The organism is Brasilonema sennae CENA114, assembly GCF_006968745.1.
Lineage (GTDB): Bacteria > Cyanobacteriota > Cyanobacteriia > Cyanobacteriales > Nostocaceae > Brasilonema > Brasilonema sennae.
Genome location: NZ_CP030118.1, coordinates 4732603 through 4755536 on the forward strand (window position 1 = coordinate 4732603; position 22934 = coordinate 4755536).

Below are 22934 nucleotides of genomic sequence, written 5' to 3' on the forward strand. Positions count from 1 at the left end.
TCGTTCAAAACAATGTCAACTTTATTATATTTTGTAATTGGTTTTCTTGTGGTTTTGGTGATTGGAATTGGCGGTTATCTCCTGAGTGCCCGTAAGTATCAATCCTCAAACACAGTCGCCAATTCCTACGATCAATGGACGAATGACGGCATCCTAGAGTTTTATTGGGGGGAACACATTCACCTTGGTCACTACGGTTCGCCGCCACGACGGAAGGATTTTCTAGCTGCTAAATCTGACTTTGTACATGAAATGGTTAAATGGGGTGGTTTAGATAAATTACCCCCTTGTACTACCGTGTTAGATGTTGGGTGTGGTATCGGGGGCAGCAGCCGGATTTTAGCACGAGATTATGGGTTTGCCGTCACAGGGATTACGATCAGTCCACAGCAAGTGAAGCGTGCTCAGGAGTTAACGCCCCAAGGGCTAAACGCCCAGTTTGCAGTCGATGATGCGATGGCGTTGTCGTTTCCAGATGCCAGTTTTGATGTGGTGTGGTCGATTGAAGCAGGTCCTCACATGCCCGATAAAGCCGTTTTTGCGCTTGAATTAATGCGGGTGCTAAAGCCTGGTGGAATATTGGTTGTAGCTGACTGGAATCAGAGGGATGACCGCCAAAAACCTCTAAATTTCTGGGAAAAACCAGTCATGCAACAACTCCTTGATCAGTGGTCTCATCCAGCTTTTTCCAGTATTGAAGGCTTTGCCGAGCTTTTGGCAGCGACGGGATTTGTCGAGGGGGAAGTGATTACGGCAGACTGGACAAAAGAAACGCTTCCTTCTTGGTTGGATTCGATTTGGCAAGGGGTGATTCGACCAAGCGGATTTCTGCGTTTTGGACTGTCTGGTTTTATCAAGTCTGTGCGCGAGGTGCCGACGTTGTTGTTGATGCGTTTGGCGTTTGGTGTAGGGTTATGTCGATTTGGAATGTTCCGCGCTGTGCGGGCAAACTCACGCACAGAATTGAAAGACCAAAACTTTGCCAACCAAACTCCTTCATCCTCGGCGGCATTGCAGAATGTAAATATGAATTAGTGCTTGCACCCAACCCGACACAACTTTAACTCAGAACGAATTGGATTTTAACGCTGGCAACAGTGCATGATATCTGCGGTTTGAACTTTTTTCTACTGATTCCAAAATTAACGATCAACAAACAACACACTTTATATGCATAAAATTCCCGTCACAGTCATTACAGGATTTCTTGGCGCAGGCAAAACGACATTAATTCGCCATTTACTGCAAAACAATGAGGGACGACGCATTGCTGTTTTGGTGAATGAATTTGGAGAAGTCGGAATTGATGGCGAACTTTTGCGTGACTGTCAAGTCTGTGACGATGAAGAAGACCCCAACAGCAACATTGTTGAACTCACCAACGGTTGCTTGTGCTGCACGGTGCAAGAGGAATTCTTACCAGCGATGCAAGAATTGCTGAAGCGACGCGATCGCATTGACTGCATGTTAATTGAAACCTCTGGACTAGCACTACCAAAACCATTGGTGCAAGCCTTCCGCTGGCCGGAAATTCGCACGGGCGCTACAGTGGATAGCGTAATCACCGTCGTGGACTGTGAGGCTTTAGCAACGAATCAATTTGTGGGTGATTTAGAAGCTTTTGAAATACAGCGGCAAGCCGATGATAGTTTAGAACACGAAACACCAATTGAAGAACTGTTTGAAGATCAGCTTGCTTGTGCGGACTTGGTGTTGTTGACTAAGAGCGATCGCGTTGATGACCAAACCCAAGTTAAAGTGCAGCAGTGGTTAAAGCAGAACTTGTCTGGTGGTGTAAAACTCATTCAGTGCCAGGACGGTAAAATTGATTGCGATCTGTTACTCGGTTTTAACGCTGCAGTAGAAGACAACTTGGATAGTCGCCGCAGTCACCACGATAACGAAGCCGAACACGAACATGATGACGGAATTAATGCAGTGCAACTACTACTAGACCAAACATTTGAGCCGTCTGTATTGGTTAAACGTTTACAAACATTGGTACAACAGCAAGAAATTTATCGAATTAAGGGATTTGTAGCAGTTCCAAAAAAAGCCATGCGTCTGGTATTACAGGGTGTCGGTAATCGATTTGACTACTTTTATGATCGTGCTTGGCAACCCCACGAACCCCGTCAAACGAAATTAGTATTGATTGGTCGGGAACTTGATCAGGTTCTTGTTGAGTCCCTGGTGTCAGGGGAGGAACTAAGTGTGGCTGGAAAATAAGTAAGTAGGTCAAATTAAACATAAAACCTCACCCTGCCTCCGGCTTCCCTCTCCGCGATTTCGGAGAGGAATTGAGGGTGAGGTTTTATTTTATATTTAATTACGGCTACCTGACTTGAAAATAAGGAGTGAGGGAGTGAGGGAGAAATGTTTTCATGTGTTCTGGTGTACGCAGTTCATGATGGCTACTTAGCATCTGGTCAAAGAATAATTGCAAACAAGAAAGTACAAGTATAATCGATTGCTATTTCTCTACTAAGTCACTCTTAAGGATGTAGAAACATGAAAAATATCCTGTTTGGGCCAGAAAGAAATGTAAGAGATACAAAGTAAAAAATCAAAAATTTGACTTTGATTTTTTTTACTAGTTTGTCAAGAATCTGTGAGTCTAAAATAGCAATTTATCTCATAGCGTATATGATAGGTAAATTGTTTTGAGGATCCTGGTTCTTTGAAAATATTGTTTTTCTGCCAAGCCTGAGTAGAGAACATCAACGTTTAATTGTCAACCCACATCTTGGAAAATTGCATGAAAAAACTGTTTATAGCTTTGACTACCAAATCCACAGCTTTGCTTTCTCTCGCTTCATTGGTAATGACTAGTAAAGTTACCACAGCCGGTCAACCAGTCAATCCACAACCTGTAAAACGTACAGACGCTGCTACTACACCAGTATCAGCAGAAGGTCAAAAAGCTTGTGTAAAACATCCAAAACTCGGTAAATATTTTTGCGCTAATGCTAAACAATTGTCTCATTTGAAGAAAGGCGCACCAGAGATTAACGCTACCGACGTGAATAACGAAAAGGCTCTGCTTGGAGTGACAGATGCAGAAAGCGATGCTGCTGTAGCTATGTTTGGCTGTGATTGTGTTGCATCGGTAAATTGTTTGCGTCGCCTGCGCAATAGCCTTCCTTAGAATTAATTTTCCTTTTTTTAAGATTTTGAAAAGCAAAAGAGTAAGAAAAAAGTTTTTTATTTTTCCTTACTCTTTAATAGCATGTTATAAAATGTTACATGTTCCAAAAATGGTTTAGATGTTGTTCTGTAGAATTTATATACAATGAAACGTCGTTATTTTTTTACTTTGATTGGTGTAAGTTCTTTAGTAAGTAGCCTACTTATGAAAGTTAGGGCTTCTGGGCCAAAAACTACAACAATATCATCAGCATCTGGAGATTGGCAAAAGGTGGGGACGGTAGCAGAGTTGGATAAAGCTGGTCAGTTATTAAATGAAAAGTCACCAATTGGTTCAGTCTTAGTAGTTGGTACTTCTAAAAGTAAAAAATTGATAGCTGTAAATCCTACCTGCACTCATATGGGTTGTACAGTAGAATGGCTGAATAAGGAAGGAATATTTTTATGTCCTTGTCACGCTTCAGAATTTAAACTTGACGGTAAGGCACAAACTGGTCCAGCCACAAAACCACTCTCGACTTACGCAACGAAGATAGAAGGTAATTTCGTTATGGTGAAACGCATTTAGTTTTAGATTTTTCAAGTGTAAAAGAGCACTTAATGATAAAGTAAAGTTTGGGGAACTGATACGGAACACGCTTGCGCGATCGCTCGTATTATTAAAAAGAAATGTGCAAGCCTATCCACCAACTCTAACCCTAAATGCAGAAACCAAAATCAATTCCAATTCCGAAAGCAACTCGCTACCAAAATGCAGCGATAGATTACTATATGGGAGTCACAGGTTCTTCCTATCTCCATTATGGGTATTGGGAAACATTACCTCACAGTGGTGAGGAATTAACTCTAACTTCTCTGCGTGCAGCTCAACAAGCTTATACAGACAAACTGTTCAGTTTTATCCCACAGGGAATAAGCACCGTGCTTGACGTAGGCTGTGGTATTGGTGGTAATGCGAAATACCTTTTGGAACGCGGTTTCAATGTTGAGGGATTAGCACCCGACGCACTTCAACAAGAGAAGTTTCTTAAGAATACCAATGGTCAAGTACCTTTCTACTTAACGAGATTTGAAGATTTTCAACAAACCCACTCCTACGATCTGATCCTGTTCAGCGAAAGCAGCCAATATATTGCTGTTGACGATTTGGCTCAGGGTGCGGCTCGTTTATTGAGTAGTGGCGGCTACTTGCTGATTGCCGATATGATGCGCTCTGATCCTGAATACCAGGAAGGTATTTTTTCCAATTGTCATGTAACAAGTGATCTTCAGGAAGCTTTGGAACGGGCTGGGTTCACTTTAATCAAAGCTGAGGACATCTCAAACTCGGTTGCACCAACGATTGACTTATCTCTTGATTATTTTCGTAGTTTTGGGCTGACTACCATGAAATATATTAGTGATGTTGTGGCGATCGCCGTCCCACCATTACACGCATTAGGACGTTGGGCATTTAAGCGCTGGCTGGACAAACCAATTGTCGAGGGGTTAGCAGCACGCACAATTTTTGAACGCCATTTGTGTTATTCCATCCAACTCTGGCAGTTATAGCAATCCTAAATGATTTATGAAAAATCTTAAGTATTGTAGGGTGGGCAGTGCTTACCGTATTTTGCTGACCACATCCGGGTTTTGCTAAGCACTGCCCACCCTACGTGTCGTTCACTCACCATGATCGCGATGGAAATGCAGCCATCAATATTAGAGCAGAGGGTATCAGAATGCTTGCACTGAGCGGTGTCGAAGTGCTAAAGGTGAGCCAGTGCGGTCTTGGGGTCTCCCCAAGTGGAGCAACTGGCGAACCCGTAAGGGCGGATGGTTCAGCCGTCTGGTGCTGTAGGAGGGGAGGTAAGACCAAAACTTGGGCGAAAGTCTAAGTTGCGGCACTCCCCTGTGAGTACAGAAGCCCCACCCTCCGCCAAAGGCAGGGTGGGGTAGTTCACCTAATTAAACGTCACTACACTGCGAATTGACTCACCCTTGTGCATTAATTCAAAAGCATCATTTATTTGCTCAATTGGCATCACATGGGTAATCAAATCATCAATATTTATCTTGCCCTGCATATACCAATCAACAATTTTTGGTACATCAGTGCGTCCTCTTGCACCACCGAAAGCTGAACCTTTCCACACACGCCCAGTCACTAGTTGAAAAGGACGGGTGCTAATTTCCTGCCCAGCACCAGCAACGCCGATAATTACGCTGACTCCCCAACCTTTGTGACAACATTCCAAGGCTTGGCGCATAATATTCACATTACCAATGCATTCAAAACTGTAATCTGCGCCGCCTTTAGTTAAGTCAACCAGGTAAGGAACTAAATCTCCTTCAACTTCCTTGGGGTTGACGAAGTGAGTCATGCCAAATTTTTCTGCCAGAGCTTTTTTGTTGGGATTGAGATCTACCCCCACAATCATATTTGCTCCTACCATCCGCGCCGCTTGGATGACATTCAAACCAATACCACCCAAACCGAAAACCACCACATTTGCTCCCGGTTCGACTTTTGCTGTATTGATGACTGCACCAACTCCTGTTGTCACGCCGCAGCCAATGTAACAAACTTTATCAAACGGCGCATCCTCCCGAATTTTTGCTACGGCGATTTCCGGCAGTACCGTATAGTTGGAAAAGGTGGATGTCCCCATGTAGTGATGAAGCATCTGGTTATCAATGGAGAATCGACTGGTACCATCAGGCATAACACCGCGCCCTTGAGTCGTGCGAATTGCCTGACAAAGATTGGTTTTCAGACTCAGACAATATTCACAACTACGGCATTCTGGGGTATATAGAGGAATAACATGATCTCCTGGCTTGACGCTAGTAACCCCTTCGCCCACCTCTACAACAATACCTGCGCCTTCGTGTCCTAAAATTGCTGGGAATAAACCTTCAGGATCTTTACCAGAAAGAGTATAAGCATCGGTGTGGCAAACTCCGCTGGCTTTAATTTCAACCATCACTTCCCCAGCTGATGGTCCTTCTAATTCAACTGTTTCAATACTTAAAGGCTTACCAGACTCGTAAGCTACTGCTGCTTTTACTTTCAAGGTTAGTTCTCCTCATCAGGAATTCAAAAGATGCCCTACAGGGACGCTACAGGTTAGTGTAACTGAGTTCTTTTGTTAAAGATGTCATGAAAATAAACCATCAATAACTAAAACATTTATATCTGAATAGTATTGCTGTACACGATAGTGCCATTGTGTAGTTACATTGGATATAAGCGCTAGCAGCTTTTTTGCTCACCATTAGATTACGTTTATTTTTTCATCGCCTATGAACCCTGCCCTGACTCAATTCGGCGTCCAGATGTCCAACCTGACTGGCGTTAGAGCCATTATGAAGGACATTGTTGAAACTTTACGAGCTCATACAGGGCAGCAGTTGATAAATTTGAGTGCTGGTAATCCCTTGATTTTGCCTGAGGTTGAACAGTTATGGCGGGATTGCACAGCACAATTGCTGGCTAGCCCAGAATATGGTGAAGTCGTTTGTCGCTATGGACCAAGTCAGGGCTATGTACCACTGATTGAAGCAATTGTTGAGGATTTTAATCGGCGATATAAGTTGAATTTGACTGAACGCAACATCCTTATCAGCCCAGGAAGTCAAACTCTCTACTTTTACGCTGCGAATTCTTTTGGGGGATACACCACCAGCGGTGAACTTAAGCAAATCGTTCTGCCACTCAGCCCAGACTACACAGGATACGGTGGTGTTTGCCTAGTGCCAGAAGCTTTAATTGCTTATAAACCTGCATTGGATATCGACGCCGCCGCACATAAGTTTAAATATCGCCCCGACTTTAGCAAAGTATCGATTACAGAGAAAACTGGTTGCGTGATCTTCTCTCGTCCCTGCAACCCCACTGGTAATGTCCTTAGCGATGATGAAGTGAAAAAAATCGCCGCCCTTGCAGCGCCTTACGATGTACCAGTGTTCGTTGACTCGGCATATGCCCCCCCATTCCCAGCGATGAACTTTACTGAAATGACACCAATCTTTGGCAATAACATCTTGCACTGCATGAGTTTATCAAAAGCTGGATTGCCAGGAGAACGCATTGGAATTGCGATTGGGGATGAACGGGTGATTCAAGTTCTAGAGGGTTTCCAAACAAATGCTTGTATCCACGCTTCACGCTACGGACAAGCGATCGCAGCGCGTGCTATTAACTCTGGTGCGCTGGCAGATATTTCTGTCCAGGTGATTCGCCCGTTTTATCAGAATAAGTTTACGGTTTTGGAAAACACGTTAAACGAAGCGATGCCCAATGATTTACCTTGGTTCCTCCATCGTGGTGAGGGGGCAATTTTTGCTTGGTTGTGGTTGCAGGATTTGCCAGTAACAGACTGGGAGTTATATCAAGAACTCAAGCAAGTAGGTGTTATAGTTGTTCCTGGTAGTACTTTCTTCCCTGGCTTAGAGGAAGAGTGGGAACACAAGCACCAGTGTGTCCGTATTAGCCTTACCGGAAGTGATGACGAAATTGCCACGGGTATGCAGCGTTTGGCAAAAGTGGTACAACAGGTTTATCAACGTGCTGCAGTGAGTGCTTAGTTGAGTGTTGAATGACAAACCGCAAGAACGTAGAGAAAAAGATAAGGAAGAAGGCAGATAAGGGAGATGCGAAAGCAACATCTTCCTCATCTTCCGCATTCCTCACTCCTGAAGGCTGGCTGGAAATTGGCACAATTGTGGCACCTCAAGGGTTGGATGGACAGATGCGGGTTTATCCTGATACGGATTTCCCGGAACGCTTTGAGGTGCCTGGAATACGTTGGTTGTTACGTCCTGATCAGACTGAACCAAAAACCGTAGAATTACTATCAGGACGTTATATACCAGGTAAAAATTTGTACGTAATTGAATTGGAGGGAGTGGAAGATCGCAACCAAGCAGAGGAGTTGCGCGGGTGTAAGTTGATGGTTCAACAGAGCGATCGCCCCCAACTACAAGAAGGTGAATATCACGTTATGGATTTGATTGGCTTGCCAGTTTTTATTCAGGAATCTGGTGAACTGCTTGGTGCAGTGGTGGATATTCTGCCTGCTGGTCATGATTTATTAGAAGTACAGTTGCATCAAGAAAAACAAGGGGAGAAAAGTCAAAAGAATCTTTTGATTCCGTTTGTCAAACCTATAGTACCAGTGGTGGATTTGGAAGCTGGTCGAATTGAAATTACGCCACCAGATGGGTTGTTGGAAATTAACTGATAAAGAAGCATAAACCCCCAGTAGTCTCGTGTAAGCCTTTTGTAACAGGTCTGGGGGTTTTTTATTGGAAACTGTATGGTGATGTATTGACCAGCACAATTTTTTGTAACTTGAATTCCAACTTTAGAAAGGGTTTTATAAAATACCGCAGCCTTAGTATTGGAACAGATATGTTGCTAATTCAGCATAAGCTCTCAGTGGCAGGTCTGGAAGCTTTTAATTGGAAACTGTGGATTATGTTGAGGCGCGATACGGACATGCGATCAGCGTAAGCGCAAAGCGCACGCTGCGCGAACGACTTATCGCCCGGTTTGTTTCGGATACCCCTCGCACCCTCTAACAGCTTTCTGAATACAAGCTCCTATCCCCTGTAATCCAATGTGATTGCGGGGGATTTATTTATTGTATACGTAAAAAATTCTACCTGTTTTGTGCACTGCCATCAGGGGGAGGGTATTCGTCAATACAGCTTTTTGTAACTTTAATTCCTGCTTTAGAAAGGGTCTTACAAATCCTTTCATCGTTAGTATTGAAACAAATGGGGTGTTTAATTGAAAGATTAATTCGGCACAAGCCCTCAGACCGTCACTGGGGGTTTTTTATTGGAAACTGTATAGTACTGTATTGAGCAACACAGCTTTTTGTAACTTTAATTCCTGCTTTAGAAAGTGTTTTACAAATCCTTTCATTGTTAGTGTTGGAACAAATGGGTATTAATAATTCGGCATAAGCCCTCAGACCGTCGCTGGGGGCTTTTTATTGGAAACTGTATAGTACTGTATTGAGCAACACAGCTTTTTGTAACTTGAATTCCTGCTTTAGAAAGGGTCTTAAAAATCCTTTCATCGTTAGTATTGAAACAAATGGAGTGTTTAATTGAAATGTTCATTCGGCATAAGCCCTCAGATCGTCACTGGGGGTTTTTTATTGGAAATTGTATAGTACTGTATTGAGCAGCACAGCTTTTTGTAACTTGAATTCTTACTTTATAACAAGTCTCACAAAATACGACTTTGCTAATATTGGAAAAGATGTTTCATTAGCTTAAGCCCTCAGACCATCACTGGGGGATTTTAATTGGAAATTGTATAATACTGTATTGACCAGCACAGCTTTTTGTAACTTGAATTCTTACTTTAGAAAGGGTTTTACAAAATACGACGACGATAGTATTGGAACTAATGGTATTAACTAAGATGCAATTTGGCATAAGCCCCCAGTAGCAGGTCTGGGGGCTTTTAATTGGAAATTGTATAGTGCTGTATTAGTCAGCACAGCTTTTTGTAACTTGAATTCCAACTTTAGAAAGGGTTTTACAAATACGACGTTGCTAGTATTGGAACAAATGAGTTATGAATAGCGCTAATATAAGCCTCTAGATCGTCGCTGGGGGCTTTTTATTGGAAACTATATAGTGCTGTATTAGCCAACACTGCTTTTTGTAATCTAAACTCCTGCTTTAGACAGGGTTTGACAAATACCACGTCGCTAGTATTGGAATAAAAGAGTTATGAATAGCGCTAATATAAGCCTCCAGATCGTCGCTGGGGGTTTTTTATTGGAAACTGTATAGTGCTGTATTAGCCAACACTGCTTTTTGTAATCTAAACTCCTGCAATAGACAAGAATACGACGTTGCTAGTATTGGAACAAATGAGTTATGCACAACAGCGTTGGAACGAACCCCTTTTTAAGGCGATCGCCGCAGGCGTTCTGATCTTAACTGAACCGTATTGAGTCGTCGGGCTAAAAATTTATTAGCAAAAATGCGGAAAGTCGGAACGTTCCTCTGTATAAAAATGTGTAAGCTATATAAAAATCAACCCGTGTCTGAGGGATTTACAGGTATGACTGACCCCGTAACAACCTTAACAGCTTTTGCGATCGCTGAATTTGCCTTCAAAAAGTTTTTCGAGTCCAGTGTCGGTAAGCTGGGGGAAAAGTTCACCCAAACAGCGCTTACCAAGATGGATGAACTGCACCAGAAGATTCGGGATAAGTTACGCGGGAACCCTAGAGCCGAAAAAGCCTTGCAGGAAGTAGAAAAAGGCTCAAAAGACCATTTGAATAAACTGGCGGTTTATTTAGAAGATGAAATGAAGGATAACCCCGATTTTGCCGCACAGGTAAGCACTTTAGCTCAAGAAATCAAAGCCGGTAAAATTCAAGATAACAGCCACATGGTGATGAACATTGACGGGCAAAACAATACTGGTAACCAAAGCAAAAATGAAGTGACTAATGAAGGTGGCACAAATTACATAGGTAACAATACCATCAACAATCATTACCAGCAACCTTGACTAGAGTCGTCCGGAGGGGAACGGACAAAGATAAATCCTGTTAGTTCTATTATCAACGAATTACCCCCTGAAACCCAGAATTGGCACGGGCGGATAGAGGAACTTGCCCAAATGCAAGAATGGTTGCAAGCGGATAACGTGCGTTTAATTGGCATTACCGGGACTGGTGGTTATGGCAAATCTTCCCTGGTTGCAAAAATCTTTGCAACTGCACAAAGCTTTGAAAAGCAAGTTTGGGCAACTTTTAGCCAAAATTACCCCTTTGCGGTTTGGGGACGCTGGTTATTGGAAAAGTTAGGCAAAGCAACACCTGAAAAAGAAGCAGATTTATTAACTGCAGTTTGTAATAATTTGCGAACAGGGCGCTATTTGCTGGTATTGGATAACTTAGAAACTCTGCTAGAGGCAAACGGAGAATGGCATGATAAAACTTACTATGACTTCTTGCTGCGGTGGTTGAGTAGCCACACTGAGACTGTTATTTTAGTAACTAGCCGCGAACAACCTCAACTACCGCCTAATACCCTGAATTACTGCCGTTGGTTGCCATTGAAAGGACTTTCAACCGATGCTGGGGTAGCACTGCTAGAAGATTTAGATATTCAAGGTGCTGATGCAGAAATCAGAGAATTTGTCAAGCGAGCGGATGGACATCCTTTATTAATCAAGCTGGTGGCTGGAGTATTGCACGCTGATGAAGGAGATGTGGTTGATATCAGCGCTTTGAGACAAAATATCTTTGAGATTTTGGGGTTACATCGATACGACTCAGAAGCGAGTATTGGTAAGATTCTTGATGCCAGTATTGCCCGGTTAACGCCAAAGTTACAACAACTATTATTTAATTTAAGCGTATATCGCCCCGCTTTTAACGCCACAGCCGCAGCCGCACTTTTACCAGAACAAGAAGTCACACAAGCGGATTTGCGGGGATTGGCTAAAAGATCGCTTTTGCAAGAAAACAAACTAGAAAGCGGTTGGGTATTTGAGTTTCAGCCGTTAATTTTGGCTTATCTGAAACAGCAAGCGGGTGATTTAACCGAAGTACATGAAAGAGCGATCGCCTACTATCAATCTATCGCTACAGAATCTTGGCACACGATAGAAGATATCACACCACAACTAGAAATTTTTTATCACCTGTGTGAACTTAAGCAATATCGACAAGCTAATAACATTCTTTATTTCTGCCACAATTTTTTGGATTTGAGAGGATATTACACTACCATTATTGAATTATCTAGCCGACTAGAAAAGGAATGGCAACCAAGTAACCAAGATGAAAATAGTGAATTTGCATATGTTCTCACATCTTTGGGTAATGCTTACCAATTTTTGGGACAATACCAAATTGCGATTGATTACCATCATCAGTCACTGGCTATTTTTCTTGAGATAGGCGATCGCAAAGGTGAAGCTATTTCTCTAAATAATTTGGGCAATGCTTACAATTTCTTGGGACAATACCAAATTGCGATTGATTACCATCATCAGTCACTGGCTATTAAACTTGAGATAGGCGATCGCACACGTGAAGGTGGCTCACTATGCAATCTAGGAAATGCTTACCGTTCCTTGGGACAATACCAACAGGCAATTGATTACTATCAGCAAGCATTAATAGTTTTAGGAGAAACTGGTCAGCGTGAATTTCGAGCCAATTCTCTAGCTGGTTTGGGCAATGCTTACAATTCCTTGGGACAGTACCAAATTGCGATTGATTACTCTCAGCAGTCACTGGCTATCTTTATTGAGATAAGCGCTCGTAGAAGTGAAACTGCTTCTCTAAATGATTTTGGCAAAGCTTACAATTCCTTGGGACAATACCAAAAGGCGATTGATTACCATCAGCAGTCACTGGCTATTTCTCTTGAGATAGGCGATCGTAAAGGTGAAGCTACTTCTCTAAATAATTTGGGCAATGCTTACCGTTCCTTGGGACAATACCAACAGGCTATTGATTACTATCAACAAGCATTGATAGTTTTACGAGAAACTAATCATCATGATTTTCGAGCCAATTCTCTAACTGGTTTGGGTAGTACTTACTATTCGTTAGGACAATACCAACAGGCGATTGATTACTATCAGCAGTCACTTGCTATTTCTCTTGAGATAGGCGATCGCAAAGGTGAAGCTGCTTCTCTAAATAATTTGGGCTGTGCTTACCAATCTTTGGGACAATACCAAAAAGCGATTAATTTCTATCAGCAGTCACTGGCTATTAAACGAGAGATAGGCGATCGCAATGGTGAAGCTGCTTCTTTGACTAATTTGGGCTGTGCTTACCAATCTTTGGGACAATACCAAAAGGCGATTGATTACCATCAGCAGTCACTTGCTATTGAACGTGAGATAGGCGATCGCAAAGGTGAAGCTATTTCTCTAGGTAATTTGGGCAATACTTACATTTGTTTGAGAGAATATCAACAAGTAATTGACTGTTATCAGCAATTATTAACGATCCAACGTGAGATGGGCGATCGCAATGGTGAAGCCAAATCACTTCAAAATCTTGCTCAGCTTTATCATTTAACAGGCAGAATTAAGGAAGGTTACGCAGCTGGTATTCAAGCTACTCAAATTCAACAAGAACTAGAACTTCCTATTGAAGCTTGGGCTATACCAAAATGGCAAAAGTCAATTGCTAAATTTGCTCTACGTGGTAAATTACAGTTGGGTTTATGTTTTCTGGCGGGGTTATTCGCTTTCCCCTTTGCCCTAGTTTTCATTGTGTCGGTGATGTTGTGGCGCGTGGGAAAATCTCAATTACTGCGGCGTTGAAAGTTTTTTCCAAAGGGCGTAACTCAAATCTTGCACTTTATCGGTGAGTACGCCTTGAACTAAAGTTCAAGGCTAATAGATCAAGTCCGTTAAAACGGACTCAAAGACTTACCCAGTCCGTTTTAACGGACTTTGGTTTTGAGCCAAGAAATTTATTTCTTGGCGGACGAATACTATGGTGCAAGATCTGAGCCTGCAACTAGCGGCTTCGTAGTCAGCAAAATATGAAAGAAACACCTTTTTCCCTTACACCCCTACACCCTTACACCCCTGTGTTTCGTAAGCAAGTATTCAAAATTAATCACGTCTTTAACTATAGTTAACATAACTATCGCAGAGTGATGGTATAGTAGCAGGGCTGTCCATAAGCTGATTTCGGTGGATTGCATTCCTAGTTCAATGAAAGGCTAGTAAGGCTTCTGGAAAACTTTTTGGTAAAGCTGACTTGGGTTAATTGTCTACTCACCCATTCAGAATTGAAGACACTACGGTAGATGGGATTTTTCATTTTAAGATAGCCGTCGCGCTTTTCAACCAATCCGGATAGTAAAAGTTCTGTCTGTTCTCGACTGTCGTCGGTACGTACACCAGATGTTTGACTTTCTTCTGCTTGCAACACTTGCTTTATAACACTCAACAATCGGACTGCACGCTGTTTGTTAAAAAGTAGGCGATCGCGAATCGTGTGGAGGTGTTCTAGATCGTCTTTTACTTCCCAGTGTTGGATAATATGCGTTTTCACCAATTGTTCTACCCATAACGCTTCTGTGTTTCTTGGTAAATCAATTGTTTTTTTAGATGTTTTTAAGGCAGTTTGAACTATTAACTGACAAAGTTTTTGGGTAAGAAATGGCTGTCCTCCTGTCCAGTAGATAATCTCTCGCATAACAGTTTTGCTTTGGCTAATCGCTTCCTCTAACCTTTGAACCAGAGGAGTGACTTCATGCAATTCAAAGTCATGTAACTCTATTGGAATACCCATATTAAAAAGTGTGGGGTATTTGTCAGAAATTAGATCAGATGGATTGGCTACCCCAAATAGTGCAAATCCCAAACGTTGAAAATTCGGGTTGTCTGCCTGCTGATTGTAGCAATGAGAAATCCAAGCAAAAAAGTCATCGACAGGAAAATTCAAACTCAACAGACTATCAATCTCATCAATGAAGATAAAAATGCCTTCGGCTTTGCCGTCTTTGCGAGATTTGCTTTGAATATGTATCAACAAGACTTCTTCCACAAACTGGTGTAATTTTTGCACCGAAGAAGTACCTGCTTGTATATCCCACCATTTTTGGAAATCGACTTGTTGTCTAAGATTTAAGCTGTGGAACAAGCTAAAAATAACGCTTTTATACCATTGTTCTTGTGTAATATTATTGGTAGCCAATCTGTTCATGTCCAAATAAAGGCATTCATAGCCTTCTTCGCTTAGACGCGAAATTGTCCGCTGTAGTAAAGATGACTTACCCATCTGGCGAGAGTTTAAGACATAACAGAAATCGCCAGCTTTCAAGCTAGCATAAAGTTGATCGTCTGCCTGACGAACAACATATGAAAGATCGTCATTACGAAGGCTACCAGCAACTTGATACGGCATATTAAGTTGTTATTAGAAAACAAAGAGATTGAAAACAAAGAGATTGAATCAGCAGTAACAACAAGCTAGGACACTCGAACCTCTGTTTCAAATACTTACGGGGAATCGGTGTGATTAAATTCATACATAAGGTCAGTAAACAAAAAAGTTTTTTATAAACCCTGCTGTGTGCATATTTCAGCCTTTATCGACTAGTTATATCCAATAGCAGCTCTTTGAGGCGGTGTCCGCCCTCCGGGCGGACACCAAGGTTGCTGCATTTTATTCCAGTCAGAATGCTAGGGATTTTTTAAAACTTCCTTTTCCCAACCTTATGCGCTAAACATATCAATAAAAAATAAGGAACTTATAGGGATGCTAAATTTTTTCTCAAACGACTCTGGCTCAAATAGTAGATTCATTCTCAGCCGACAAATTCCATCAGATCGCGCGAGCGATCGCCCTTATTAACTTGTGAATTAGCTTCGTCTTAGTAGTTCCCTGTTCCCCGTTCCCTGTTCCCTGTTCCCTGTTCCCTGTTCCCTGTTCCCTGTTCCCTGTTCCCTGTTCCCTGCTATAAAATTTAACGCCGAGATCTACTCACTCCAATCCATCAGTTGGGCTACTTGTTCGCAAATCAGCGTTGGATTGAAGGGCTTGGTGATAATTCCAGCGATATCCATTTGAGTAAAGCGCCTACGCTCGTCGGGTAATACCTTAGCCGTTAGCAAAATCACCGGAATCGTTTGAGTTGTTGGATTGGCTCTGAGTTGCTCGTAGAATTGAAAGCCATCCATTTCGGGCATTGATACATCAAGGAGAATAACATCAAAAATATACTCTTGGACTTTAAGAAGTCCTTCATGACCCGATTGGGCAGATTGTGTCTCCCACCCTCCCAAATCCTCCAAGCAAGTGCAGATAAGGTCTTGCAGCGATTCTTCATCATCAATAACAAGGATGCGTTTAGTCATGATTTTCTCTTGATGATATTGGCAATGTAAAATAAAAAGTGCTGCCTTCACCCAGCTTGCTCTGTGCCCAAATACTGCCCTGATGTTGTTGAACAATACTTTGGCAAATCGCTAAACCTAAGCCGGTTCCTCCTTTAGCACGAGAATCGGAAACGTCAACCTGTTGGAAGCGTTCAAAAATTGTTTCTAGCTTGTCGGCGGGAATCCCTCTACCTTGATCTTTGACTTGAAACAGAACTGAGTCAAACTGAGGTTGGGCTGATAAGGTAATAACCGAGTTAGGGGGGGAGAACTTGATGGCGTTGCTCAACAGATTGGTTAGTGTTTGAATAATAGACTCGGGGGAAGCCCAGACGCAAGCAGTGGTGGGAGTAATCGAGAGTGTAATGGAGGCTCCAAGAGCGATTGACTGTACCCCTTCAACCGCTCGTTGCATTAAATCTTCTGCTTGACTTACCTCCTTCACAAGCTGCACTCGCCCTGAAGATAAGCGTTCCAAATCAAGGATGTCATTAACTAGACGTACGAGGCGATCGCTGTTTGTCAAAGCTTGCTGGAGCATTCGTTTGGCTTTTTCGGGTTTGTTGTCGTACATACCAGTATTGAGCAAGCCTAAAAATCCTCGAATCGCCGTAAGCGGGGTGCGAAGTTCATGACTCACAACGGAAATAAATTCATTTTTCATCTGCTCAATAGCCCGCTGTTCGCTGATATCTTGGATCTGTGTGACATAATACAAAGACCCGTTGTGGGAATCTCGTACCAACGACAAGCTCGTTAGTCCCCAAGCGATGCGTCCTCCGCTGCACAAGTAGCGCAACTCCACTTGAGCATTGCGATTTTCGTTAGTGAGGACTTGCTTAATGCAATCCTGAAGTTGATTAACATCTTCTGGGTGAATTCGCTCAAATGCGTTCACGTTTAGTAACTCTGATTCAGAACAGCCAAGCATTTCACCTAGCATCGGATTGATTTGTAGCCAGCGATGATTTAATCCCAACAGCGCCATACCAATGGGGGCATCATGAAACGCATAGCGGAACCGCTCTTCACTTTCACGCAAAGCTCTTTCGGCTTGTTTTATCTCGGTAATATCTGTTATCCGCACTAGATTGAGAACTTGATTAGCTATTGAAACGCGCTTAGTAGCCAGGTTGCCCCAGAATAGATTTCCTTTTCGGGTTACATATTCAATTTCCCGATTCCAGAAGCCTTTTTGGTCAATTTCTGTGACGATTTCCTTTAATTCGTTTGAGGAAAATGGACGAAGCTGAAGTGTGTGCCCTTGGATGCCAAGCAGTTCGGCTTTACTGTCCACTTCAAATAGTTCTACTGCTCGATAATTGCAGTCAGAAATCAGTAATGTTTTAGAATCGACCAGAAACAGAGCATCGGCAGATTCGTTGTAAATCGCCTCGCGCAAGTCTTTTTGCTGTTGCAGTTCTAATTCTGCCTGTTTGCGCTCCGTAATATCAAGTATCGTTCCGAAAAATTTTATCACCTGCCCTTGCTCGTTGATGACAGCCTCATATCTTCGATAAACGTGTCGAACTTCACCATTAGGGCGTATAATACGAAAATCTAATTCCTCGCCTCTGCCAGTCTTCATCGTTCGCGCGTAGCCCTCTTGCACTGGTGCTCGGTCATCTACATGAATCTGCTGGATGTATTGTTCGTACGTTGGTTCGCCTTGAGTTGGATCAAGACCAAAAATGCGAAATTGTTCTTCTGACCATCTAAATTTCCGTGTAATGAGATTAAATTCCCAGTTTCCCACATGAGCAACTCGTTGAGCAGCTTTTAAAGTCGCTTCACTCTCTTGTAAAGCGGCTGTCCTTTGAGTAACTTGCTTTTCTAAAGTACGATTATAGTCAGTTAAAATCTGCTGAGCTTGTTTGCGTTCTGTGATATCTTGAAACGTGGTAATCGCATACGCAATGTTACCCTTTTCATCAAAAATGGGTGTTCCTTGACCTTCGATGGGAATAATCTTACCTCCTTGGTGGATTTCTATATCATCTGCGATCGCCTGATCCCCCCTCAACGCCCGCACAATTGGTAATTGTTCACTCGGGTATTGCTCAGATGTCCCCGTAACATAAAGTTGATAAACTTCTCCCAATTGTTCGGCTGTAGCTGATGGCACAACTCCTTTACCCAGTAATTCCACTGCCATGCGATTGGTATAGCATGGTATACCTTGAGCATTTATCACTCCGATACCTATGGGTATTGCCTCTAAAAATTGAGTCAGCCTCCTCTCACTTTCACGCACTTCGGCATAAAGCTTGGCATTTTCAATCGAAATTGCTGCCTGCGAAGATAACAGTTTCAAGACTTCCAATCTGTCTGGCGTAAAAGCTCCAGTTGTCAAATTATTTTCCAGGTATAAAATACCTACCAGACTACCTTGATTGAGCAGGGGCGCACACAAAATTGATTTCGGTTGCTGTTTAACAATGTAAGGAGTACGAATGAAATTGCCTTCACCAGAAGCATCATTCAAAACAACACTTTCTTGAGTACGGATAACGTAATTGATGATCGCATCACAAACCATACGGTTATGACTGCTGCCACCAACTGTTTCAATAGGAATAGATGGTAATATTTTGAACTCATTATTATCAACAGTTCCTGATGCCTCAATCACCCATTGCCCATTCTTGTTCCCAGGCTCAAGCTGAGATTTAAAACTCAGGAGATAACCTTTCTGTGCCCCTGCATTCTCCAAGACAATTTTCATCATCTTTTCTAAGAGCGTAGTTAACACAATTTCACTCGACAGGGTTTGTGAGGCTTTGAGAACGCTGCTCAAATCGAGTTCACTAGATGTTTTTGAATCGGTACTGAAAATTGCATTAGGGGTGTAAGCTTTGTTCCTCTGTGCTGTTTTAGGAAAAAATTGGGGATAGCATTGTTCTAAATCCTTTACCTTTGCTGTTGCTCCCCAGCGTGTGTAGGTGTAATGAGCTTCTTGCATATAAGTTTGGGCAAACTTCAATCTACCACGCGCTAAATAAAACTTGGCAGCTAACTCATAAGCTAAAGCTTCTTCTTGAATGAATTCGTTTTCCCTTGCTCCTTGAATTGCTTTTTCGTAAAACTCCTCAGCTTCAAAAAATTGACCGAAAACTCGTGCTTTCTCTGCCTCGACTAAATAAAATTTATGCAGATAATTCATCGGCGCATGAAATGCCCATTTCTGCATCTTCTTTTGGTTTGCATTCACTCGATTAAGGTAAGTTTCTTTGTCGGAGTTTGAAGCCTCGACAAATGCACCCAAATGTGCAAGCGAGTCATAAAAATGCAGTAAACCAGTAACTAGCATTGTACTTAATCCTTCTAGATATGGTTTCGCGAGTACTGCATTTTGGACGGCTTGTTGAGTGTCACCAAATAAATAACACAATATAAGTTTATTTAAGTAAAAAAATAACAGTTCTATTCTATTATTGGCTTTGATAGCAAGTGGTAGGCTTTGCTCCTCGTTATAGGCATCACCAAATAAGCGGATGGGATTTTCAGCTTTACCTAACAAATTGAGGACTGCTTGTCGAAAGATTGCTGTCCAATTAAAAGATGCTTCTTGGTTGATTCGAGCGATCGCTTTACTATAAATCGCTATCTCTTGTTCTAACTGTGTCAGTTCAGAACCAAGAAAGTATAAATGTTCACAAACATAACAAGCACAATAACCAGCATATTCAAAATCACCCGTTTCAACTCCGCTTTGATAGCCGTCAATCAAAATAGATATTGTTTCCTTGATATGCTCCTTCCAGTGCATTGAGTGAGCACCAAATCCCAAGCAGATTTTGGCTTTTTCTTTCTGAGCATTTAAGCGTTCACCCAAAATTACAGAGAGTTTGCCAAAGTTATAAGCTGACTCATAGTCTTGGAGTATTCCACACAGAACAACTGTATACTGACCATAAGCAAATGCCGATAATTCTGCATTGCCATATTTGATAGATAAATTAATTTTTGATAGTGCAATCAGCAAGAAAAGATTAGGAGCCGCTATAAACGAAGCTGATGCTATACTCGATAGGACAAGCATTGCTGCTAGCTTGTCGGGTTCGGTCATCTTTGGTAGGTCGATTAAGTCCTCAATTTTTTGCCCCTCAAAAAGTGAAGCTGTTTCCTCCAATCCTTTTTTAATATCTAACTGGCTTGGTTCTTCTGGTAATATCACTCCTAACAAATTTAGTACTTGCAGCCCGATTTGAACAGCTTCTTTGAGGTTGCCCTCTGACACAAAAGCTTGAATTTTTGCATCATAAACTCTTATTTTATCTAGCACTGTTTTGGCATTTTTTAACACAACTAGAGCCAATTGCTCCATTGTGATAAAATCCCGATTCAGATACGCCGCCTCTGCTGCTTCTTCGTACAACGCTAGAGTTAAGTCATATTTTTGCTGCCAACTATCTGCATTTAAAAGTTTTAGCCCTGTATTCAAATACTCAAGTGCTGCGCCATAAGCTGTTGCTGCTTTGGCTTTTTGACCAGCCATCAGATTGAGTTTGGCAATTTCATTTCGCTCTTGTTGATGGGTTACTAATTCAAGCCCAAGATTGAGATGATCGACAATTTCAAATAACCCATCTAATAAAGCATCTGCTGAGGTATTCTGTAATAGTAGGTGACCTATTTCTAGGTGAAGGGTTGTTTTTTGCTCATCATCTATCAAAGCATAAGCTGCTTGTTGTACTCGGTCATGTAAAAATTTATAATCTTGAATGAATAGGTTTGTATCTAACTCAGATATACATAAGATTAATCCGGATTGAACTGCTGTCATTAAGTCATAAAAAACTTCGCCATGAGATTTTTCACAAATAATAGAAAGGGTTTTTAAGTCAAATTCAGCACCAACACAAGCTGCTAAACGCAAAATCTGCTGTGTGGATTCTGGCAATTTATTTAACTCACCAATCATCAACTCCACCACATTGTCAGTGATATTCATTGCCTGAATTTGAGCTAAGTTCCATTGCCAACCATTGCGTTCAAAATCAAAAGTCAGGAAATTCTCCGCGTGCAGTGTTTTCAAAAATTGATTAACGAAGAAAGGATTGCCATCAGTTTTACGCACTATAAGGGATGCCAACTGGTTGACTGATGGCATGTCTGCATGCAATGTATCAGCAATTAACTTGCTGATAGACTCAGTTTGTAAAGGAGCTAAGGTAATAGAATTGATAATAGCTCCAACATTACGCAACCTATCAAGAGTCATCATCAATGGATGAGTGCAGTTGACTTCATTATCTCGATACGCTCCAATCAGAAACAGATATTGTGTATCTGCATCTGTCATCATGAGGTCTATCAACTTAAGACTGGCGGAATCTGCCCACTGCAAATCATCCAAAAAGATGACTATGGGATGCTCTTTTAGACAGAATGTCCGGATGAAGTTTTGGAAAACAAGGTTAAAGCGATTTTGCGACTCAGTAGCGCCTAATTGTGGCACAGATGGCTGTTTGCCAACAATCAGTTCCACTTCCGGAAGGACATCAATAATGACTTGAGCATTAGAACCCAAAGCAAGTCGAAGTTTTTCTCGCCATTGCTCAAGCTGCGCTTCAGTTTCAGCTAACAGTTGGTATACCAATCCGCTGAACGCGCTTACAATAGCAGAGTAAGGGATATTTCGCTTAAACTGGTCAAATTTACCAGTTATGAAATAACCGTGTTTTTCAGTAATAGGTTTATAAATTTCTCGTACTAAAGCTGATTTTCCAACACCAGAATAACCTGTCACCAACATCATTTCGATTTTTGATTTTTGATTTTGGATTAGGGATTGGTGAGTCGTGAGTGATGATTGGGGGTTTTCCTCTCCTCTTCCGCCTGCGACTCGTTTCTCCTGCGGAGACGCTACGCGAACAAACGCTGACAGTAAAGTTTCAACTTCTGCCTCACGTCCATAGAGTTTTTGGGGTATTTGAAACTTGTCGGAAATATCAGTAGAACCAAGGGAAAACGATTCAATGTTGCCAGTTGTTTGTAATTGCTGAAGGCATTTTTCTAAATCAGCTTTTAGCCCCCAAGCACTTTGGTATCGTTCTTCTGCAGTTTTCCTCATCAATTTCATCACAATATCTGAAACTATCTTGGGAATAACTGTACCGCCCTTACTCTCTACAAGCTGATGGGGTGGAATTGGGTGTTGGGCGATATGACAATGTACTAACTCTAGGGCATCATTCGTTTGGAATGGTAGTTTTCCTGTCAGCAGTTCGTAGAAGGTAACACCGAGAGAGTAAAAGTCCGTGCGGTAATTAAGACTCCGATTCATTCGTCCCGTCTGTTCCGGTGAGATATAAGCTAAAGTGCCTTCTAAAACATTGGGATTTTTCAAGGTCGGATGAGAACGACTAATGAAAGTGGAAATACCAAAGTCAATGATTTTGAGTTGTCCAGTTACTGGGTTGAGAACAATATTGGAAGGGTTAATGTCTTTGTGGATGACATTGCTGTTGTGAATCGTACCCAAAATCTCAGCTATCTTGATGGCAAGCTTGAGAAATTCTAGTAAAGAAAAAATTGGGGAAAGGCAAAAACTCCCTCCTGCTTCCTTTAATAGACTTAAGGATGTTGCGCCAAAATCCTCAAGGATAATGACCAGAGTTCTCTCTATCGGTTCTAAGCCATACGCCTTAACCACTCCATCTAAATTGAGATTTCGAGTTATTTCATATTCCTGCTTATATCGAGTCAACTCAGATGGTGTGGGATAGTCATCTTTGAGAACTTTGAGAATAACAGGTTGATTACCTTCCTCTCGGATACCTCGATACACCAAGGAATTAACACTTTCGTAGATTTGGGCAAGCAGTTGGTAGCCTCGGATGGTAATCATCAACTTAAGTTAGGTGGCTCTGATATTTGAATTAATTAGGAATGACGAATT

Annotated in this window: 13 protein-coding genes and 1 pseudogene; 10 read left to right on the plus strand and 4 right to left on the minus strand. The window is 41.9% G+C overall.

Annotated elements, in window-relative coordinates:
• Window positions 1-12: 12 nt before the first annotated feature.
• The 6 genes and pseudogenes from DP114_RS19995 to DP114_RS35175 all read left to right on the plus strand — a co-directional run.
• Window positions 13-1035: a methyltransferase domain-containing protein gene (locus DP114_RS19995; protein ID WP_171976947.1), complete on the plus strand. Its 1023-nt coding sequence runs from the start codon at window positions 13-15 to the stop codon at window positions 1033-1035.
• Window positions 1036-1170: 135 nt separating this feature from the next.
• Entirely contained in the window at window positions 1171-2229 is a 1059-nt protein-coding gene (gene cobW / locus DP114_RS20000; RefSeq protein ID WP_169268798.1) for a cobalamin biosynthesis protein CobW, read from the plus strand.
• Window positions 2230-2758: 529 nt separating this feature from the next.
• Window positions 2759-3148: a hypothetical protein gene (locus tag DP114_RS20005; protein ID WP_169268799.1), complete on the plus strand. Its 390-nt coding sequence runs from the start codon at window positions 2759-2761 to the stop codon at window positions 3146-3148.
• 144 nt (window positions 3149-3292) lie between these two features.
• Window positions 3293-3715, plus strand: coding sequence for a QcrA and Rieske domain-containing protein (locus DP114_RS20010; RefSeq protein ID WP_171976948.1), 423 nt, complete (start codon window positions 3293-3295; stop codon window positions 3713-3715).
• A gap of 134 nt (window positions 3716-3849) precedes the next feature.
• Window positions 3850-4698 (plus strand): class I SAM-dependent methyltransferase, encoded by an 849-nt coding sequence (locus tag DP114_RS20015; protein WP_171976949.1) that lies wholly within the window; start codon window positions 3850-3852, stop codon window positions 4696-4698.
• A 113-nt stretch (window positions 4699-4811) separates the two neighbouring features.
• Window positions 4812-5085: pseudogene (locus DP114_RS35175) on the plus strand (hypothetical protein); the annotation flags it as partial.
• A 5-nt stretch (window positions 5086-5090) separates the two neighbouring features.
• Here the strand turns inward: DP114_RS35175 and DP114_RS20020 are convergent.
• A complete protein-coding gene (locus DP114_RS20020) occupies window positions 5091-6203 on the minus strand; it encodes an S-(hydroxymethyl)glutathione dehydrogenase/class III alcohol dehydrogenase (RefSeq protein ID WP_171976950.1) in 1113 nt (370 codons plus the stop codon).
• Window positions 6204-6432: 229 nt separating this feature from the next.
• Between DP114_RS20020 and DP114_RS20025 the strand changes: the two genes are divergently transcribed.
• From DP114_RS20025 to DP114_RS20040, 4 genes are all read left to right on the plus strand, one after another.
• Window positions 6433-7716, plus strand: a complete 1284-nt coding sequence (locus DP114_RS20025) for a valine--pyruvate transaminase (RefSeq protein WP_169268530.1) — start codon at window positions 6433-6435, stop codon at window positions 7714-7716.
• Window positions 7717-7727: 11 nt separating this feature from the next.
• Window positions 7728-8372: a ribosome maturation factor RimM gene (gene rimM / locus DP114_RS20030; protein ID WP_169268531.1), complete on the plus strand. Its 645-nt coding sequence runs from the start codon at window positions 7728-7730 to the stop codon at window positions 8370-8372.
• Window positions 8373-10219: 1847 nt separating this feature from the next.
• Window positions 10220-10675, plus strand: coding sequence for a hypothetical protein (locus DP114_RS20035; RefSeq protein WP_216669926.1), 456 nt, complete (start codon window positions 10220-10222; stop codon window positions 10673-10675).
• 51 nt (window positions 10676-10726) lie between these two features.
• Window positions 10727-13459 (plus strand): tetratricopeptide repeat protein, encoded by a 2733-nt coding sequence (locus tag DP114_RS20040; protein WP_339379359.1) that lies wholly within the window; start codon window positions 10727-10729, stop codon window positions 13457-13459.
• A 391-nt stretch (window positions 13460-13850) separates the two neighbouring features.
• On the opposite strand, the gene DP114_RS20045 is transcribed toward DP114_RS20040, so the two are convergent.
• The 3 genes from DP114_RS20045 to DP114_RS20055 all read right to left on the minus strand — a co-directional run bounded on the left by DP114_RS20045 (window position 13851) and on the right by DP114_RS20055 (window position 22883).
• A complete protein-coding gene (locus DP114_RS20045; RefSeq protein ID WP_171976952.1) occupies window positions 13851-15056 on the minus strand; it encodes an AAA-like domain-containing protein in 1206 nt (401 codons plus the stop codon).
• 575 nt (window positions 15057-15631) lie between these two features.
• Window positions 15632-16009, minus strand: coding sequence for a response regulator (locus DP114_RS20050; protein WP_169267586.1), 378 nt, complete (start codon window positions 16007-16009; stop codon window positions 15632-15634).
• Window positions 16002-22883, minus strand: coding sequence for a PAS domain S-box protein (locus DP114_RS20055; protein WP_171976953.1), 6882 nt, complete (start codon window positions 22881-22883; stop codon window positions 16002-16004). The genes DP114_RS20050 and DP114_RS20055 overlap by 8 nt, the downstream gene beginning before the upstream one ends.
• Between the last annotated feature and the right edge of the window lie 51 nt (window positions 22884-22934).

Excerpts from the sequence above, each read along its gene's own strand:
- DP114_RS20035 (WP_216669926.1), top strand. The coding sequence starts at position 10,220 with ATGACTGACCCCGTAACAACCTTAACAGCTTTTGCGATCGCTGAATTT.
- cobW (WP_169268798.1), top strand. The coding sequence starts at position 1,171 with ATGCATAAAATTCCCGTCACAGTCATTACAGGATTTCTTGGCGCAGGC.
- DP114_RS20005 (WP_169268799.1), top strand. The coding sequence starts at position 2,759 with ATGAAAAAACTGTTTATAGCTTTGACTACCAAATCCACAGCTTTGCTT.
- DP114_RS20050 (WP_169267586.1), bottom strand. The coding sequence starts at position 16,009 with ATGACTAAACGCATCCTTGTTATTGATGATGAAGAATCGCTGCAAGAC.
- DP114_RS20025 (WP_169268530.1), top strand. The coding sequence starts at position 6,433 with ATGAACCCTGCCCTGACTCAATTCGGCGTCCAGATGTCCAACCTGACT.
- DP114_RS20010 (WP_171976948.1), top strand. The coding sequence starts at position 3,293 with ATGAAACGTCGTTATTTTTTTACTTTGATTGGTGTAAGTTCTTTAGTA.
- DP114_RS20015 (WP_171976949.1), top strand. The coding sequence starts at position 3,850 with ATGCAGAAACCAAAATCAATTCCAATTCCGAAAGCAACTCGCTACCAA.
- DP114_RS19995 (WP_171976947.1), top strand. The coding sequence starts at position 13 with ATGTCAACTTTATTATATTTTGTAATTGGTTTTCTTGTGGTTTTGGTG.
- DP114_RS20055 (WP_171976953.1), bottom strand. The coding sequence starts at position 22,883 with ATGATTACCATCCGAGGCTACCAACTGCTTGCCCAAATCTACGAAAGT.
- DP114_RS20045 (WP_171976952.1), bottom strand. The coding sequence starts at position 15,056 with ATGCCGTATCAAGTTGCTGGTAGCCTTCGTAATGACGATCTTTCATAT.
- rimM (WP_169268531.1), top strand. The coding sequence starts at position 7,728 with ATGACAAACCGCAAGAACGTAGAGAAAAAGATAAGGAAGAAGGCAGAT.